The sequence below is a fragment of the Thermovibrio ammonificans HB-1 genome (assembly GCF_000185805.1).
Classification (GTDB): Bacteria; Aquificota; Aquificia; order Desulfurobacteriales; family Desulfurobacteriaceae; genus Thermovibrio; species Thermovibrio ammonificans.
In genome coordinates this window covers 204,940-221,448 of record NC_014926.1, presented here as the reverse complement: position 1 = coordinate 221,448, position 16,509 = coordinate 204,940, and the positions used below count along the sequence as shown (strand labels likewise).

Here is a 16,509-nt window from a genome sequence, read left to right as displayed (position 1 = left end):
GCGAATGGTCAGGAAAGCAGTAATTCCGGTTGCGGGCCTCGGCACCAGGTTCCTGCCCGCAACGAAGGCACAACCGAAAGAGATGCTGCCGCTCGTTGACAAGCCGGTAATCCAGTACATCGTAGAAGAGGCGGTAGCGGCGGGCATAACCCAGATAATCTTCGTAACGGGCCGCCACAAACGGGCGATAGAGGACCACTTCGACAGGAACTTAGAGCTCGAAAGGGCCCTCGAGGAAAAGCAGAAGGAGGAGCTCCTTAAAACCGTTAGGGAGATATCGAAGCTGGCCGACTTTATCTACATTAGGCAGAAAGAGCCCAAAGGACTGGGCCACGCAATACTTACGGCCGAGCCAGCCGTGGGAAACGAGCCCTTTGCCGTGCTGCTGGGAGACGACATAATGGTCTCTGAACCGCCCGGTATAAGGCAGCTTATTGAAGTTTTCCACAGGTATAAGTGCTCGGTTGTCGGCCTTGAGAGGGTACCTCAGGAAGAGGTTGACAGGTACGGAATCGTGAAAGCCACGGAGATAGAAAGGGGCATTTTTAAAGTAGAGGATATGGTTGAAAAGCCGGCTGTAGAGGAGGCCCCTTCAAACCTTGCAATAGCCGGACGGTACGTTCTCACACCGTCTATATTTGAAACCTTAAGGAGAACTCCCCCCGGTAAGGGTGGAGAGATTCAGCTCACAGACGCCCTCAAGCTGTTGAGCAACAAAGAGGCCATCTATGGTAGGATATTAGAGGGTAAACGTTACGACACCGGCAACAAGCTCGGATTCCTTGAAGCCACCGTAGACTTTGCCCTCATGAGAGACGACCTGAGAGAGCCGTTCCTCCGTTTCCTAAAAAGAAAGGTAGAAGAGGAGTTAAACGATGGCCGAGCTGATACAGCACCACAATAACGTAGAAGAGCCGAAGTTTCCTGAAGAGCTTCCCGTCCTACCTCTAAGAGACGTTGTAGTCTTTCCGATGATGATAGCTCCGCTCTTTGTGGGGCGTCCGTTCTCACTGAACGCCGTAGAAGAGGCCCTGAAAGAGCACAAACTCATCTTCCTCGCCACCCAAAAAGACAAAGACGTAGAAGAGCCCAAAAGGGAAGACCTCTACGACTACGGAACCGTCGCCGTAATCCTGAAGGCGATGAAGATGGGCGACGGCCGAGTAAAGATACTGGTTCAGGGCCTCGGAAGGGCAAAAATCAAGGAGCTCAAACGGGAAGGAGAGCTCTACAAGGCCGTCCTCGAACACATTCCGGAAGGGGAGTACAGGCCAAAGAGCATCGAAGAGGAGGCGCTCGTCAAGCTGGTTAAGGACCAGCTTGAGCGGGTTGTTGCCCTCGGGAAGCAGATTCCGCCCGATATGGTGGCGATACTCCGCTCCGTAGAGGACCCGGGCAGGCTTGCCGACCTTATAGCCGGCCAGCTCGACCTCTCTACAGAAGAGGCCGTGGAGATACTCTCCACCGTAGACCCCATAGAGAGGCTCAAGAAGGTAAGCGAGAAGCTGGAGCACGAGATTAAAGTCCTCGAGGTTCAGGAGCTCATAAGGGCCAAAGCCCGGGAGTCTATGGAGAAGGAGCAGAGGGAGTACTTCCTTCGACAGCAGCTCAAGGCCATAAGGAAAGAGCTCGGAGAGGAGGAAGAGCGGAGCAAGGAGATAGAGGAGTACAGGGAGAAGATAAAGCGGGCGAAGATGCCCAAAGAGGTTGAAGAGGCCGTTTTAAAAGAGCTTGCCCGCCTTGAGAAGATGCACCCCGAATCTGCAGAGGCCGCAGTTCTAAGAACCTGGCTCGAGTGGATGATAGAGCTTCCTTGGTCTAAGAGGACAAGGGACAGGCTCGACATAGAGAGGGCCCGAAGGATACTGGACGAAGACCACTACGACCTCGAAAAGGTAAAAGACAGAATCCTCGAGTACCTGGCAGTTAAAGCTCTCATAAAGAAGAGGAAGAAGCGGATAAAGGAGGTTAAACAGCCCACAATCTGCTTCGTAGGCCCACCGGGAGTGGGTAAAACCTCGCTTGCACGCTCGATAGCCAAGGCACTCGGCAGGAAGTTCGTGAGAATCTCCCTGGGAGGTGTAAGGGACGAAGCGGAAATCAGGGGTCACAGGAGGACCTACGTAGGGGCAATGCCGGGCAAAATCATACAGGCCATTAAGAAAGCCGGAACGAAGAACCCGGTGATACTCCTCGATGAGATAGACAAAATGGCCTCCGACTTCAGGGGCGACCCTGCCGCGGCACTCCTTGAAGTTCTCGACCCGGAGCAGAACAGGGAGTTCGTAGACAACTACATAAACCACCCGTTCGACCTCTCGGAAGTCCTCTTCATAGCAACTGCCAACACGCCCCACACCATCCCCGAACCCCTCTACGACAGGCTGGAAGTTTTAAACATTCCCGGCTACACCGAGTACGAAAAACTCCAGATAGCCAAAAAGTACATAGTTCCCAAACAGCTCAAAAACCACGGTCTCACCCCCGAAGACGTTGAGTTTACAGACTCCGGGCTTCTCCACATCATCAGACACTACACCAGGGAGGCCGGGGTCAGGAACCTCGACAGGAAGATAGCCGCCATATGCCGTAAGGTGGCCCTCTGGATAACCGAAGGGAAGGAGAAGAAGTACCGGGTAACCAAGAAGCTCGTTGAGAAAATCCTCGGGGCTCCCAAGTTCGTCCCGGAGCTCGAGCTGGGAGAGGACGAAGTGGGAGTTGCTACGGGACTGGCCTGGACTCCGGTAGGAGGAGACGTCCTCTTCATTGAGGCGATAGTTACCGGAGGGAGCGGAAGGCTCATACTCACCGGACGGCTCGGCGAGGTGATGAAGGAGTCGGCCCAGGCGGCCCTCGGTTTCATAAAGGCAAACGCCGAAAAGTACAACATAGACAAGGACTTCAGTAAAATCGATATCCACGTCCACGTGCCGGCGGGAGCAATTCCAAAGGACGGGCCGTCTGCGGGGATAACAATAGCAACAGCAATGCTCTCTGCCCTCACCGGCAGGAAAGTCCGCAAGGACGTTGCAATGACCGGAGAGATAACTTTAGGCGGCAAGGTTCTGCCGGTAGGCGGGCTTAAAGAGAAGGTACTGGCGGCCCTGAGGTACGGGGTGAAAACCGTTATCCTGCCGGAGAAGAACAAACAGGAGGTTCTCGAAGAGCTTCCCGAAGAGGCAAAGCGCAAAATCAAGCTGGTCTTCGTAGACAGGGTAGAGCCGGTATTTGAGCTGGCCCTCTACCCGGAGGAGAAGCGGAAACAAAAGAGTAAGCGGAAGAAGAAGGCAAAAGAGGAGGCAAAGAAATAGGGGGGCTTTAAGCCCCCTATTTTTAACCCCCAACTTTGGTTTTCGCGTAGATAAACCTTCCGCAGTAGGGGCACCTGCTCCTACCGGGAGTCAGGTTCTTCAGGAGCTCCTTAAACTCCGCCGGGGAGAAGGTCATTCCGCACCCTTCACAGGCCCCAGAGGAGATATCTGCAAACACGAGGCCGTTGAACTTGCTCTTCAGCTTCTCAAACTGCTCAAGCTCCTCCTTGGGAACCGAGGCCTTTATGGACTCAATCTCCTCTTCAACTTTGGCTATCTTACCGTTGAGCCTCTCGAGCTCCCGCTCCAGCTCCCTAATTTCCTCCTCGAGCACGGCTTTTTTGGGCTCCACCTGCTCTTTAACCTTCTGGTAGGCCTCCTGAAGGGCCTCAACTTCGGCCTCAACTTTGGCAATTTCCTGGCGGGTTTTGATTATCTCGTCTTCGTTCTTGGCTATCGCCCTGAGGATTTTCTTGTACTCCTCTCGGCTGCGGGCCTGCTCTTTCTGCCTCTGAAGCTCCTCTATCCGCTGCCTTTTATGCTCAACGAAGTTTTTAAGCTCACGGAGGTGCTCCTCCTTCTCTGCAAGCTTCTGGGCAGCCGCCTCTACCTGGGCAAGGAGACTCCTCAGCTGCTCTCTCTTCTCCTGAAGCTCCCTCTCAAGCTCTCCCTTCTTGGTAAGGAGGCGGAGAAGCTCAACCTCTTTATTCTGAAGCGTTAAAAGCTCAACGCTCAACATCGCACACCTCAAACGGGGAGTTTTCGTCCAGAACGATAAAGTTAACCGAAGGGAAAGTCTGGACAAGTAGGGGAAGGAGCTTCCTGTAAAAGAGCCTCTCCGTCCCGAAGTGACCGGCGTCAAAAACGGTAAGGCCGAGGTCTTGGGCCGCCAGGGCGTCGTGGTACTTCACGTCGCCGGTTATGTAAACGTCTGCCCTGCCGGCAACCGCCTTTACGAAAGAGCCTCCGCTGCCCGAACACACGGCAACGCGCCTCACAACCGCCTCGGGCCTGTAGTTAACGCACCTGAACACGTCTGCCCCTACGCCTAAAACTCCGGCCAACTTCACAAGGAGCTCCCTCTGGGTCTTAGGTTCGCCAAGCTCCCCCACCGCACCGTAAGCAGGGGAATCAACAATGGGCTCACAGCCGTTAAGCCCCAACTCCTCGGCTATGTAGGCGGTAGGCCCCAAAGGAGAGACATCGAGGTTGGTGTGCAGGGCGTAAACCGAGATTGAACTCCTTGCAAGCTCCAAAAACAGGTTTGCAGGGTAGCTGGTGGGAACAAGGGCCTTAACTCCCGAAAGGGTCAAGGGGTGGTGGGTAACTATCAGGTCCACCCCCCTCTCCTTGGCGCACTCTATAACCTCCCTACTCACAGAAAGGGCAAAGCCGACAACCGATACCTCCTGCTCCTCCCATCCCACCTGAAGGCCGGAGTTATCCCAGGAGTCCTGCATAGAAGGCGGAACCAGAGACTCAAGAAAAGCCTTTATTTCCCTTAGCTTAGCCATCTTTCCCTCCGCTTAAGTGGTAGAATTCTACAAAAATCCGGCTCGGAGAGGTAATGGCCTACAAAGACTTAAGAGACTTCATTGAAAAGCTCAAAAAAGAGGGAGAGCTAAAGGAGATAGAGCTACCCGTCAGCTCCTACCTGGAAATCACCGAAATTGCCGACAGGGCCGTTAAGGCGGGAGGGCCCGCGCTCCTTTTCAAAAACGTAGACGGCGGGAAAATCCCCGTTGCAATAAACCTCTTTGCAAGCTACAGAAGGATGAAATGGGCCCTTGAAGACGACCCGGATTCCATCGGCCGGAAGGCGGCGAAGCTCCTAAAACCGGAAAAACCCTCCGGCTTCATCGACAAACTTAAAAAGCTGGTAGAGTTAAAGAAGATTGCAGACATCTTCCCCAAAGAGGTTCCCAAGTCTAAGGCGCCGTGCAAGGAAGTGGTAATCAAAGAACCGGACCTTTCCATATTCCCCATTCTCTTCTGCTGGCCGAAAGACGGAGGCCGCTTCATAACCCTGCCCCTGGTGTTCACAAAGGACCCCGAAACAGGCGAGCGAAACTGCGGAATGTACAGACTCCACGTCTACTCGAAAAACACAACGGGAATGCACTGGCACTGGCACAAAGTAGGGGCAAAACACTTCTGGAAGGCCAAGCGAATGGGGATAAAAAAGTTCCCCGTTGCAGTAGCCATCGGCTCAGACCCTGCCGTCATCTACTCGGCCACTGCACCGCTGCCGGAAGACGTAGACGAGATGGTCTTTGCCGGCTTTATAAGGGGAAAAGCCGTAGAGATGGTCAAGTGCGAAACGGTAGACCTCGAAGTTCCGGCAAATGCCGAAATAGTCCTTGAGGGCTACGTAGACACCGAGGAGTTCAGGTTTGAAGGGCCCTTCGGAGACCACACCGGTTACTACTCCCTGCCCGACTTCTACCCGGTTTTCCACGTCACCTGCATAACTATGAGGAGAGACCCTATCTACCCGGCCACAATCGTAGGTAAGCCCCCGATGGAGGACTGCTACATAGGAAAGGCAACAGAGCGCATCTTCCTGCCCCTTTTAAAGACTCAACTCCCCGAGATTGTAGACATGAACCTCCCGATTGAAGGTGTGTTCCACAACTTCGCATTTATCTCGATAGACAAGAGGTATCCGGGCCACGCAAAAAAAGTTATATCTGCGCTGTGGGGACTGGGACAGATGAGCTTCACCAAGAACATCGTCATCTTCGATAAGGACACAAACGTCCACGACATAGGAGAGGTAATCTGGCGCTGGGGCAACAACGTAGACCCCAAAAGGGACGTAATCTTCACGGAAGGCCCGGTAGACGCCCTCGACCACACCGCCCCGCTTCCCTTCTACGGCAGCAAAATGGGGATAGATGCAACCAGAAAGTGGCCGGAAGAGGGCTTCACCCGCGACTGGCCCCCTGACATCGAGATGGACCCGAAAATCAAGGCGAAAGTGGACAAAATATGGGATAAACTGGGATTACCTTCTCCCGTAAGGAAACCCGGCCCCTGGGACTGGGGTTGGTGATTGATAAATTTGAATCTAAATATCTGTTATACTTGACACAGGTCAAAAAAATGCCGAAATTTGAATATGGCTGAAGCAGCAATAATAATAACAACCAGCGGGAGCAGTTGTAGCGCGGGCCTGCCGGCCCGCATTCCTTACTCGGTTTTTAGCCTATTAACAAAATAGGACCTAACGAATCGAAATTCAAGTAAGGTTCGCAAGGTCAAGCTCGTCACATACCACGCAGTAACGCTTGCCCCCCAACCTTCCCACGATTCCCTTCTGGGAAGAGAGGAGCCCTTCCCTGTAGTGGAAAGCAACAACACGGGCAACCACAACGAGCATCGGCGTGGAGCCGAGCTCAAGGGTCTCCTCAACCACACACTCCATAGAGGCAGGAACCCCCTTAACCCTCGGGGGCTTTACAACTAAAGAAGGCTCAAGCTCAACGCCGAGCTTCTCAGCCTCACTCTCGGTAGGGGGAAAGTCCTTCCCCGATAGGTGCATAACCTTCAAAAACTCTTCAGATACTACGTTAACAACGAGCTCCCCGGTATCGAGAACGTTTCTCGCAGTATCCTTGAGCTCGCCGCTCTTCCTCTTCCCGATAGAGACCATAAGGAGCGGAGGCTTTGTGGTTACAGCGTTGAAGAAGGAGAAGGGAGCCAGGTTGACAACTCCCTCTCCGGAAAGGGTCGTTATCCAGGCAATCGGCCGGGGAACCACGGCGTTGAAAATGAACTTAGAGATGAGCTCCTGAGGCGCCTGCTCAACCCTGTAGGAGTTCACCTAAACCTCCTCTTTCTTAAGAACCTTCACCCTAAAGGTCAGAGGAACGCCTGCAAGGGGGTGGTTCTGGTCGATGGTTACGCTCTGGTCATCGAAGCTCACAACCCTAACCAGGAACTTGTGCCCCTCCGGAGTAGTTCCCTGCAGAACTTGCCCTTCGTGGAGCTCTATGCCTGCAAACTGCTCCCTCGGGAGGGTTTGAACGAGACTCTCATCGCGCTCTCCGTAGGCTTCAGAAGGCTGCAGGGTAAAGGTTTTCTCCTCTCCCTCCTCCACAGAGGCCACTTCTCTCTCAAAGCCGGGAATAACCTGACCCTCACCTGTAACAAAGGTGAAGGGCCCTCTGCCTTCGGTGGTGTCGATAACGTTACCCTCCGGGTCGTAGAGGGTGTAGTCAACGGTAATTCTGTACTTCTTCTCCATACCTGCTCCTTTTACTGTAGGTTGCCTCCACTATACTACACGGAGGCGAAAAACTCCATAGCGGCCCTAACGCCGTCTCCGAGGGAGAACTCCCTGTAGCCCAGCTTCCACAGGGCGAACTCGGCAACCTCAAGGCCGGTTAGAACGTCGAACTGGTCTACGTAGCCCATGTGTGAGAGCCTGAATATCTTCCCCTTTAAGTGCTCCTGCCCGCCGGCTATGGTTACGCCGAACTCCTCCCTTGCAATCTTCACAACGTCCTGACCGTTTATCCCCTCCGGGGCGATAACGGCAGTTACCCCGTTTGCCGGCCTCTCAGAGAGGAGCTTCAGCCCCAAAGCCTGAACGCCCCGTCTTGTGGCCTCGGCAAGAAGGGCGTGTCTGCGGGCCACTTCCTCCAGGCCCTCCTCCTCAATCATCTTAAGCGCCTCGTTAAGGGCAACAACCAGGTTTGTAGCGGTAGTGTAAGCGGTTTGGCCTTTGGACTGCTGCTTAAGCTCCTTTTTCAGGTTAAAGTAGTAGGCCGGAGGGTTATCAACGAGCCTCTCCACTGCCCTTTCGTTCAGGGAGATAACGGCAAGGCCCGGTGGAGTCATTAAGGCCTTCTGGGAGCCGGTTATGGCAACGTCTATCCCCCACTCGTCTGTGGGTATGTCGTAAACGCCGTAGGCCGTTATACCGTCTGCAACAAGCAGAACATCGGGGTAGTTTTTAAGGCGCCTGCCTATCTCCTCAAGGTCGTAAACGGTCCCGGTTGAGGTCTCACATATCTGAATCAGAACGCCCTTAACTCCGGGGTTTTCCCTGACTGCCGCTTCAACCGCTTCGGGCGCAACCGCCTTACCCCACTCAACCTCAACGGTAATGGGGTTAACGCCGAAGGTCCTGCACAGCTCAGCCCAGCGCTGGCCGAACTTCCCGCCGACCACAACAACCGCCGAATCGCCGGGCTTGAAAAGGTTGGCAACGGCAGCCTCCATGGCTCCGGTACCCGACGAGGTAAGTATTAGAACCTCCCCTTCGGTCCTAAAGAGCCTCCTCAACCTCTGACGCGCCTCAAGGAAAATCTCCTTAAACTCAGGAGACCTGTGGTAGAGCGTAGGCCTGGAGAGAGCTTCAAGCACCCTCTCCGGAACCATCGTCGGTCCGGGAGTTAAAAGCCTCTTCTTTATCGGCTTCAACTTCTACCTCCTATCCCAATACTTTCAGGAACTTCATAATTATCGTCTTCTCTCCGTGGCCTGCAAAGAGGGCCGTTACTTTGGCAGAGTCCCCCGAGCCCTCTACCCTCTTTACAACCCCCTTGCCGAACTTCGGGTGGTAAACGAGCTTCGGCCTTGCAGCCGAACCTTCGGGCCGCGGGGCCCGGGCCTTCACCCGGGGGTCAGAGCCGGAAGGGGCAACCCTTTGCCTCCTCCTGACCTCACAGAGGAGATGCTGGGGAATCTCGCTTAAAAAGCGGGAGGGCTTTGTCTCCCTGTAGGAGCCGAAAACCCTGCGCCTCTTGGCGTAAGAGAGGAAGAGCCGCTCCTTCGCCCTGGTTACGGCAACGTAGAAGAGGCGTCGCTCCTCCTCCAGCTCCCTCGGGGAGCCGCTGGAGCGGGAGTGGGGGAAGATACCCTCTTCCAGGGCGGTTATGAAAACAACGGGAAACTCAAGCCCCTTAGAGGCGTGAACCGTCATAAGGGTAACCCTCTCCTGGCCCTCCTCCAGCTGGTCCTGGTCGGAGGAGAGGGCAAGGCTCGAGAGGAACTCCAGCAGGAGCTCCCTGCCTGTAAGCCCCTCCTTTTCTGCAAACTCCTGAAGGGTATTACCCAGCTCCAGAACGTTCTCAAGCCTCTGCTCCCACTCCTGGGGGTACTCCTCCTTCAGGAACTCCTCGTAACCGACAGTCGAAACCACGAACTTAACAAGGTCGTAAGGGGGAAGAGTTTCAACTTTTTCCCTTATCCTCTCAAGGACTTCAAGGAGCTCCGAAACTCCCCTTCTCTGCTTCTCGAGCCTCAGCTCCCGGGAAAGCCTACCGAGAACCTCAAAAGCATCTTTAAGCTCGGCAAAGAGCTCCTTCACCTTGGCCTCTACGGCGGGGCCGAGCCCCCTGCGGGGCGTGTTCAGAACCCTCAGGAGGGAGAGAAGGTCGGAAGGGGATACGGCAAGCCTCAGGTAGGCGATAACGTCTTTTACCTCCCTCCTCTCGTAGAACCGGACGCCGCCGACTATCTGATAGGGGATGCCGGCCCTCCGGAGGGCGTCCTCAAAAATACGGGAGAGAGCGTTTGTCCTGTAGAAAACGGCAATGGAAGAGGGCGAAACACCCCTTTCAATCAGCCGTTTAACGGCGGCCACAAGGAACTGGGCCTCTTCAACATCGCTGGAGGCCCTAAAGAGCCTGATATCGTCCCCTTCGGGGTTTTCCGTGTAGAGAACTTTCCCTTTGCGCTCCCTGTTGTTGGCTATAACGGCGTTTGCAGCCTCAAGGATTTTCTTGGAGCACCTGTAGTTCTGCTCCAGCTTAATAACCTTTGCGTTCTTAAAATCCCTCTCGAAGGAGAGGATGTTGTTGATATTGGCGCCCCGCCACGAGTAGATGCACTGGTCGTCGTCGCCTACGGCACAGATGTTGCCCTTCCTTAGAGTGAGGGCCTTTACTATGTCGTACTGAACGGCGTTCGTATCCTGGTACTCATCTACGAGAACGTAGCGGAAGTAGTTGCTGTAGTAGTCTCTCCACTCTTCCCGGCTCAGAAGCTCCCTGCCGTAAAGGAGCAGGTCGTCAAAGTCTACCGCGTTCAGCTCCCTGAGCCTCCTGTTGTAAAGCTCAAAGAGCTGGCCGAACTTGTCAAACTCAACCGAGAGCCCCTCCAGCGAGTAGAGGCCGTTTTTCACGTTACTTACAAGGTTCGAAAGGGAAGAGGGGGAGTAGCGCTCTGGGTCGAGGTTCAGCTCCTTCACAACTTCCGAAAGGAGCCTCTTTCTATCTTCCCCGTCGAGTATCACAAACTCCCGGCTCAGTCCCACCTCTTCTGCGTGCCGCCTCAAAAGCCTTACGCAGAAGGAGTGGAAGGTGGAAACGAGAACGGGAACCGAGCGGCCCAAAAGCTGCTCAACCCGCTCTTTCATCTCCCGGGCAGCTTTATTTGTAAAAGTTACGGCCAAAATCCTCTCCGGTTCGAATCGGAGCTCCTTAACCATATAGGCAACTTTGAAGGTTATTACCCTCGTTTTGCCGGAACCGGCACCTGCAAGGACAAGCAGTGGAGAATCGAAGTGGAGAACCGCCTCTCTCTGAGAGGGATTGAGGGTTTTAAGAAGCTCTTTCAAGTCGCTCTCCCGGTGGAAATTGTTCCAAAATTATACTTTGAGGGGGAATCGGAAACTGCTAATTCATAGTATATTCAACATTAAGTTAAATACTACTTAATCTAAGTAAACTGCATATTCTGTTAGAATGCAAAACTAAAAAGCTATCAAGTGGGGGGATTTCACATGAAAAGAGTCTTTGTAATTGGCTCTCTTCCCAACGACCGCCTTGCCAAAAAGGCCGTGGAAGAGCTTAGGTTCCAAGGTCCCGTTAAGCTAATCTCTCAGGACATCTCCTACACATCCTCCTCTAAGAAGCACCACCTGCTGGACTGTTGTTTGGTCTTCTTCAGCGAAACCTCCAGCAAAGACCTCGTAGAGAGGGTAAAGGAGGCAACCGACGCACCGGTTGTGGTGGTCAGCGAGCATAAAACGCTGGAGCGTTTCGAAACTCCTCAACGTGATATAGAAATCTACTATACCTGCAACCTAAAAGTCAACATATGGTCTATCCTCTCGGCAATACTGGCAAGGAGCGAAAACCCGAAAGTTCAGCTGGGGGAGGGGGAGTTTATAAAACTCACCGCAAACCTAAAAGAGCCGAAAATCGAGAAGATATCGGGCAACGAGGTGGTATCGGCCGAGCAGCTGACGCTGAGAGAGGCCTTGGTTCTAAAGCTCCTGTTTCAAAACCCTCAAGAGCCCGTTCACTACAGGGACTTCTACTTGCTCGGCATCAGGGAAGATAGCCTTCCGGTTTACATCTCCCACCTAAGGAAGATTCTCGGGAAGATAGACCCTCAACTAACAATAAGAAGTGTAAGGAGGAAGGGGTACACGCTAAGTTACGGCTTGTAAACAATCGTAGATATGGCGTGTTTATAGGCCAGCATGTTACCCATATAGTTCCTCAGCTTCAGGCAGAAACGGTCGAAACCCTTTAACTTGGCCTCTACCTTACTACCGTTCCTGAAGTAGACTATTACCCTTTTCCCGAGGGCGCTTCGGAGTTCCCTGCTCTGAACGCCCCCCATAGTGGAGCAGGCTATAACCTTGTAGCCCTCTTTGAGCTTCTGTTGAACCTCTTGCTCTTGCTCGGGAGTTAGGGTGGGAGGCACAACGGGAACCATCATCGCCGGCCTCACTATGAGGCCCTCCTCGCTCTCTTCATAGAGAACGTCGCCCGAGGACTTCAGCAGCTGAAGGAGAGGCCTTATGTTCTCGGGTTTTACGTTGAGCCTATCTGCAAGCTCGTTCAGGGTTCCCCTGAACTCACCCTCCTGCTCGAGTAGCTCTATGAGCTCTATCTGAGCCTCTTCAAGTGTTTTGAACTTCTTCATATCCCCCTACTCAAAAAGGATTGTGGCTACGGCGTGCTTGTAAACCAGCGATTTCCCTTTGGGCGCCGTCATTGCAAGGGTAAAGTTGTCAAAATCCAGGAGCTTCCCTTCAAGCCTGGTTCCGCTGATGAGGAAAACCACAACGTCTTTCCCGAGGAGAGAAGAGAGCACCTGGTCCTGAAGGGACTTTTTCTTCTCCTTCTTCTTCTCCTGTGTAGTCTCCTTGGCTTCCACCTTCTCCTCCCCAACAGGTTCAGATGGTTCCGGCTGAATAACCGATATGAAGAGCCCCCTTCCTCTCTTGGAGTCAGATTTTAAAAAACCTTCCTCCTCGAGCTCACCTATCACCTTTTTAATAAGGTAGGTGGAAGCTCCGGCGAGCTTCGCAAGCTCTTCAACGGTTCCGGAGTACTCTTTAAACTCGCTTAAATAATCTTTAAGCCAACTCTTAACTTTTTCAGACTTTGAAGTTGCCATAACGCCTCCAGAAATGTAATTAAGGAGCAGAAGGGCGGTTCACTCTTACGTGATTTCAGGAAGTATTTTATCTTCTAAGGTTTTCGTGTCAATCTCTCCCCTCAAAAATAGTTCGTTCTCCAGCAGTTTTAGGTGAAACGGTATAGTTGTCTTCAAGTCTCCCTTTATCACGAACTCCGAAAGGGCCCTCTTCGCCCTCTTTAACGCCTCTTCCCTCGTTTCTCCCCAAACCACAAGTTTGGCAAGAAGGGAGTCGTAGTAAACGGGAACCTTGTAGCCCTCGTAAAGGTGAGTGTCCACCCTCACGCCAAACCCGCCGGGAAGGAGGAGCTTCTCCACCTTTCCCGGAACGGGCCTAAAACCGCTCCTGTAGTCTTCACAGGTTATCCTGAATTCTACGGCGTGTCCGTTCAATTTAACTTGACTAAAGTCAAGCTCTTCACCGGCAGCCGCCGCTATCTGCTGCGCTATAAGGTCTTTACTCGTAACCATTTCCGTAACCGGGTGCTCAACCTGAATCCTGGTGTTCATCTCTATAAAGTAGAAGTTCCCCTTACCGTCAACCAGGAACTCTACAGTTCCGGCACCCTCATAGTTTATGTATCGGGCGATACTGGCCGCCGCTTTAGAGAGCTCCCGGCGGAGCTCCGGGGTAACAAAGGGGGAGGGCGCTTCCTCAACAACCTTCTGATGCCTCCTCTGGAGGGAACACTCCCTCTCAAAAAGGGTGAAAACGTTGCCCTTAGAGTCGGCAATAACCTGAACCTCTATGTGGCGGGGGTTCTCAACGAACTTCTCTACGTAAACCTCCCCGCTACCAAAGGCGGCTTCGGCCTCCGCCATAGCGGTGGCTATCTGCGTTTCCGCATCCCGAGCAGACTCTATAAGCCGCATTCCCCTGCCGCCGCCACCGTGGGCCGCCTTAACCAGAACCGGGAAGCCTATCCTCTCAGCCTCCCGAAGGGCCTCCTGAACCGTTTTGACAACGCCGCTGCCGGGAACAACCGGAACGCCGGCCTTCTTTGCAACTTCCCTCGCCTTGGCCTTATCTCCCATGAGGAGCATGGTTTCCGGGGAGGGGCCTATGAACTTTATGCCGCAGGCCTGGCAGATTTCGGCAAATCCCGGGTTTTCAGAAAGGAAGCCGTAACCGGGATGAACGGCGTCGGCCCCGGTCAGCTCGGCCGCGGCAATAATAGCCGGAACGTTCAGGTAGCTCTGAGAGGGCTGGGGGCCGCCTATACAGACCGACTCGTCTGCAAGGTAAACGTGCAGGGAGTCCCTATCGGCAGTGGAGTAAACGGCAACCGTTTTTATACCGAGTTCTCTGCAGGTTCTGATTATCCTTACGGCGATTTCGCCTCTGTTGGCTATGAGAACCTTTTTAAACATCTCCCTCCCTACTTAGGCTCTATATAAAAGAGCGGCTGGCCGTACTCAACCGGCTGACCGTTCTCTACGAGAATCTTCCTGACTATTCCGGAAACTTCAGACTCTATCTCGTTCATAACTTTAAGGGCCTCTATGATACAGAGGGTCTGCCCCTTCTCTACGTAGTCCCCTTCCTTCACGAAGGGCTCTGCACCGGGAGCAGGCGCCCTGTAAAAGGTTCCCACCATAGGAGACTCTACAACGTAGTAGCTGGCCTCCTTTGCCTCCTCAACAGGAGGCTCGGAGCCACCCGACCCTGCAGCCTCTTGCGGCTGCTGAGCCTCAGGTGCAGGCAAAGCAGGGGCGGCGGAAGCTCCCCTGCTGAACTTCACCCTAACCTTTAACCCTTCCGTTTCGAGCTCAAGCTCTTCAACAGAACTATTCTCAAGGGACTTTAAGAGCTTCTCCAGCTTCTCAAGCAAGATAACCCCCTTACTTAACGTTAACCCGCTCTATGTACTCTCCGGTTTCAGGGTTCACCCTGACCATATCGCCGACGTTTATAAACATCGGAACCTGAATAACGGCACCGGTTTCAAGGGTTGCCGGCTTCGTAACGTTGCTCACCGTATCTCCCTTGAATCCGGGCTCGGTATCTACAACTTCCAGAACGATACTCTTGGGAAGCTTAACGGAAATCGCCTCTCCCTTGTAGAACTGAACAACAACGGGGGTGTTCTCCTTCAGGAACTTTGCCTTCTCGCCGAGGGCAACGGAGGGGACGGCAACCTGCTCGTAAGTTTTGGTGTCCATAAAGTAGTAGAACTCACCGTCGTTGTAAATGTACTCCATCTCCCGCTCTTCAAAGTCGGCAAGCTGGAGCTTCTCGCCCACTTTGTAGGTCTTCTCAACAACGTTTCCGGTTTTCAGGTTCTTAAGCTTAATCCTCGCAAAGGCTTGCCCCTTACCGGGTTTTACGTGCTGGTAATCTATAATCTCGTAAGGAGCGCCCTCTATCTCCAGCTTCATACCTTTTGCTATCTGGTTTACGTCTATGGAAGCCACTTTTACACCTCCGAGAAGTTTTGGGAAAATTATACTGCCCTTTACAAAACGGGAGGCAGCTTGCGTAAACTCCTAATACTCTTCCCTTTGCTGCTGTCGTTTACAACCTGCGGCCACAGAGAGGCACCGAAACCGCCTCTCACGTTTAAACCGGCCACACCCGAGCTTTCCGGGGCTATCCAGGAGTTTCGCTCTCCCCTGATTTACTGGAAGCCCGTGAAAACCTTTGAAGACGGCAGGAAGATTTCGGCTCCCGGAAAGGTTAGCTACATAGTAATTGTAAATTTTGGAGGGAGAAAAGTTAAGCTTAGTGAAACCTACTTCAAAGACTCCCCGATAAAACCGAAAGAGAAGCGTTGCTACCAGGTTGTAGCCGAATACAAAGGACACTTCAGCATACCCTCCGAGCCCGTGTGCATTGTGGGACAGAAACCGATAGAGGCCGTCCCGAAAGTAAAGGAGGCTAAAGGGGAAGACGGCAAAGCGGTGGTGAAGTTTGCAGAAGCTCCCTACCCGATAGAGGTGTTCAAAAACCAAAGTCCGCCCTTTATAAAACCCTACCGGGTTATCAACGGCACCCTGTTTGAAGATGAAAACGTGAAAAACGGCGAAACCTACACCTACAGGTTCCGGTTTTCACAGGGAAACCTAAAGGGGAGGCTCTCTCCGCCTGTAAAGGTTGAGCCTGCAGACACTATACCGCCCGCACCGCCCCAGCACCCGTTTATTGTATGCGGTAGCGGCTGCACCCTTATATGGGAGCCATCACCGTCGGAGGACGTTAAGTACTACCTTGTGGTGGCCGGCGGTAAAAAGGTTAAGGTAAATGGGTTATATTTCTTAGCCGAAACCTGCCCCGAGGCGTTTACCCTGTATGCAGTAGATAAGGCCGGCAACTTATCGAAACCTGTGAAAGTGGAGGTGGGAAGTGAAGAAAGTTGCTGTTGTAATGGGAAGCAAGTCGGACCTACCGGTGATGGAGAGCTGCACAAAGACGCTGGAGGAGTTCGGAATTCCCTACGACGTTAAGGTCCTCTCCGCCCACCGGACCATAGACGAAGTGCTCGCCTTCTGCGAAAGGGCGGAAGAGGAGTACGACGTAATAATAGCGGCCGCCGGTTACGCCGCCCACTTAGGAGGAGTGATTGCAGCAAAAACCGTCCTCCCGGTTATTGGAGTTCCCCTCGACGCATCTCCCTTAAAAGGAATAGACTCCCTGCTCTCCATAGTTCAGATGCCCGGAGGTATACCGGTTGCAACGGTAACCATAGGAAAGGCGGGTGCCAAAAACGCGGCCGTTCTGGCAGCGGAGATAATGGCGATTAAGTACCCGGAGCTGAAAGAGAAGCTCAAAGAGTACAGAGAGAAGATGAAGAAGAAGGTATTAGAGGGATAA

The 16,509-nt window shown here is 53.3% G+C and carries 17 protein-coding genes; 6 read left to right on the top strand and 11 right to left on the bottom strand.

Features of this window, described 5'->3' with window-relative positions; genetic code table 11:
* Nucleotides 1-4: 4 nt before the first annotated feature.
* Both galU and lon read left to right on the top strand, forming a co-directional pair.
* Nucleotides 5-904, top strand: coding sequence for a UTP--glucose-1-phosphate uridylyltransferase GalU (gene galU, locus THEAM_RS01200; RefSeq protein WP_013536993.1), 900 nt, complete (start codon nucleotides 5-7; stop codon nucleotides 902-904).
* Nucleotides 876-3,311, top strand: coding sequence for an endopeptidase La (gene lon, locus THEAM_RS01195; protein ID WP_013536992.1), 2,436 nt, complete (start codon nucleotides 876-878; stop codon nucleotides 3,309-3,311). The genes galU and lon overlap by 29 nt, the downstream gene beginning before the upstream one ends.
* Before the next feature lie 22 nt (nucleotides 3,312-3,333).
* Here the strand turns inward: lon and THEAM_RS01190 are convergent, their stop codons facing one another.
* Together THEAM_RS01190 and THEAM_RS01185 are read right to left on the bottom strand one after the other, a co-directional pair.
* Complete coding sequence (locus THEAM_RS01190) at nucleotides 3,334-4,050, bottom strand: zinc ribbon domain-containing protein (protein ID WP_013536991.1); 717 nt, start codon at nucleotides 4,048-4,050, stop codon at nucleotides 3,334-3,336.
* A complete protein-coding gene (locus tag THEAM_RS01185; protein WP_013536990.1) occupies nucleotides 4,037-4,825 on the bottom strand; it encodes a Nif3-like dinuclear metal center hexameric protein in 789 nt (262 codons plus the stop codon). Before THEAM_RS01185 ends, THEAM_RS01190 begins: the two co-directional genes overlap by 14 nt.
* A 53-nt stretch (nucleotides 4,826-4,878) precedes the next feature.
* Between THEAM_RS01185 and THEAM_RS01180 the strand changes: the two genes are divergently transcribed.
* A complete protein-coding gene (locus THEAM_RS01180; RefSeq protein WP_013536989.1) occupies nucleotides 4,879-6,366 on the top strand; it encodes a menaquinone biosynthesis decarboxylase in 1,488 nt (495 codons plus the stop codon).
* Nucleotides 6,367-6,552: 186 nt separating this feature from the next.
* On the opposite strand, the gene THEAM_RS01175 is transcribed toward THEAM_RS01180, so the two are convergent.
* The 4 genes from THEAM_RS01175 to THEAM_RS01160 are packed head-to-tail and all read right to left on the bottom strand — an operon-like array spanning nucleotide 6,553 to nucleotide 10,881.
* Nucleotides 6,553-7,137 carry a flavin reductase family protein gene (locus THEAM_RS01175; RefSeq protein ID WP_013536988.1) on the bottom strand — a complete coding sequence of 195 codons (585 nt, stop codon included), beginning with the start codon at nucleotides 7,135-7,137 and terminating at the stop codon, nucleotides 6,553-6,555.
* Nucleotides 7,138-7,560, bottom strand: a complete 423-nt coding sequence (locus THEAM_RS01170) for an FKBP-type peptidyl-prolyl cis-trans isomerase (RefSeq protein ID WP_013536987.1) — start codon at nucleotides 7,558-7,560, stop codon at nucleotides 7,138-7,140.
* Between the two features lie 35 nt (nucleotides 7,561-7,595).
* Nucleotides 7,596-8,741 (bottom strand): pyridoxal-phosphate-dependent aminotransferase family protein, encoded by a 1,146-nt coding sequence (locus THEAM_RS01165; protein ID WP_013536986.1) that lies wholly within the window; start codon nucleotides 8,739-8,741, stop codon nucleotides 7,596-7,598.
* Between the two features lie 10 nt (nucleotides 8,742-8,751).
* Nucleotides 8,752-10,881: an ATP-dependent helicase gene (locus THEAM_RS01160; RefSeq protein WP_013536985.1), complete on the bottom strand. Its 2,130-nt coding sequence runs from the start codon at nucleotides 10,879-10,881 to the stop codon at nucleotides 8,752-8,754.
* A gap of 165 nt (nucleotides 10,882-11,046) precedes the next feature.
* Between THEAM_RS01160 and THEAM_RS01155 the strand changes: the two genes are divergently transcribed.
* Entirely contained in the window at nucleotides 11,047-11,718 is a 672-nt protein-coding gene (locus tag THEAM_RS01155; RefSeq protein ID WP_013536984.1) for a helix-turn-helix domain-containing protein, read from the top strand.
* On the opposite strand, the gene THEAM_RS01150 is transcribed toward THEAM_RS01155, so the two are convergent.
* From THEAM_RS01150 to efp, 5 genes are read right to left on the bottom strand one after another with little or no spacing between them, the layout of a single operon-like run.
* Nucleotides 11,706-12,200 carry an RNA chaperone Hfq gene (locus THEAM_RS01150; RefSeq protein ID WP_013536983.1) on the bottom strand — a complete coding sequence of 165 codons (495 nt, stop codon included), beginning with the start codon at nucleotides 12,198-12,200 and terminating at the stop codon, nucleotides 11,706-11,708. The two genes, THEAM_RS01155 and THEAM_RS01150, sit on opposite strands and share 13 nt — an antisense overlap.
* A 6-nt stretch (nucleotides 12,201-12,206) precedes the next feature.
* On the bottom strand, nucleotides 12,207-12,677 hold the full coding sequence (locus tag THEAM_RS01145; protein ID WP_013536982.1) for an RNA chaperone Hfq: 471 nt from the start codon (nucleotides 12,675-12,677) through the stop codon (nucleotides 12,207-12,209).
* Nucleotides 12,678-12,722: 45 nt separating this feature from the next.
* Nucleotides 12,723-14,069 carry an acetyl-CoA carboxylase biotin carboxylase subunit gene (gene accC, locus THEAM_RS01140; RefSeq protein ID WP_013536981.1) on the bottom strand — a complete coding sequence of 449 codons (1,347 nt, stop codon included), beginning with the start codon at nucleotides 14,067-14,069 and terminating at the stop codon, nucleotides 12,723-12,725.
* A gap of 8 nt (nucleotides 14,070-14,077) precedes the next feature.
* Complete coding sequence (gene accB, locus THEAM_RS01135) at nucleotides 14,078-14,530, bottom strand: acetyl-CoA carboxylase biotin carboxyl carrier protein (protein ID WP_013536980.1); 453 nt, start codon at nucleotides 14,528-14,530, stop codon at nucleotides 14,078-14,080.
* A gap of 10 nt (nucleotides 14,531-14,540) precedes the next feature.
* On the bottom strand, nucleotides 14,541-15,113 hold the full coding sequence (gene efp, locus THEAM_RS01130; protein WP_013536979.1) for an elongation factor P: 573 nt from the start codon (nucleotides 15,111-15,113) through the stop codon (nucleotides 14,541-14,543).
* A 60-nt stretch (nucleotides 15,114-15,173) separates the two neighbouring features.
* On the opposite strand from efp, the gene THEAM_RS01125 reads away from it, so the two are divergent.
* Together THEAM_RS01125 and purE are read left to right on the top strand one after the other, a co-directional pair.
* Entirely contained in the window at nucleotides 15,174-16,142 is a 969-nt protein-coding gene (locus THEAM_RS01125) for a fibronectin type III domain-containing protein (RefSeq protein WP_013536978.1), read from the top strand.
* A complete protein-coding gene (gene purE, locus THEAM_RS01120) occupies nucleotides 16,042-16,509 on the top strand; it encodes a 5-(carboxyamino)imidazole ribonucleotide mutase (RefSeq protein WP_013536977.1) in 468 nt (155 codons plus the stop codon). Before THEAM_RS01125 ends, purE begins: the two co-directional genes overlap by 101 nt.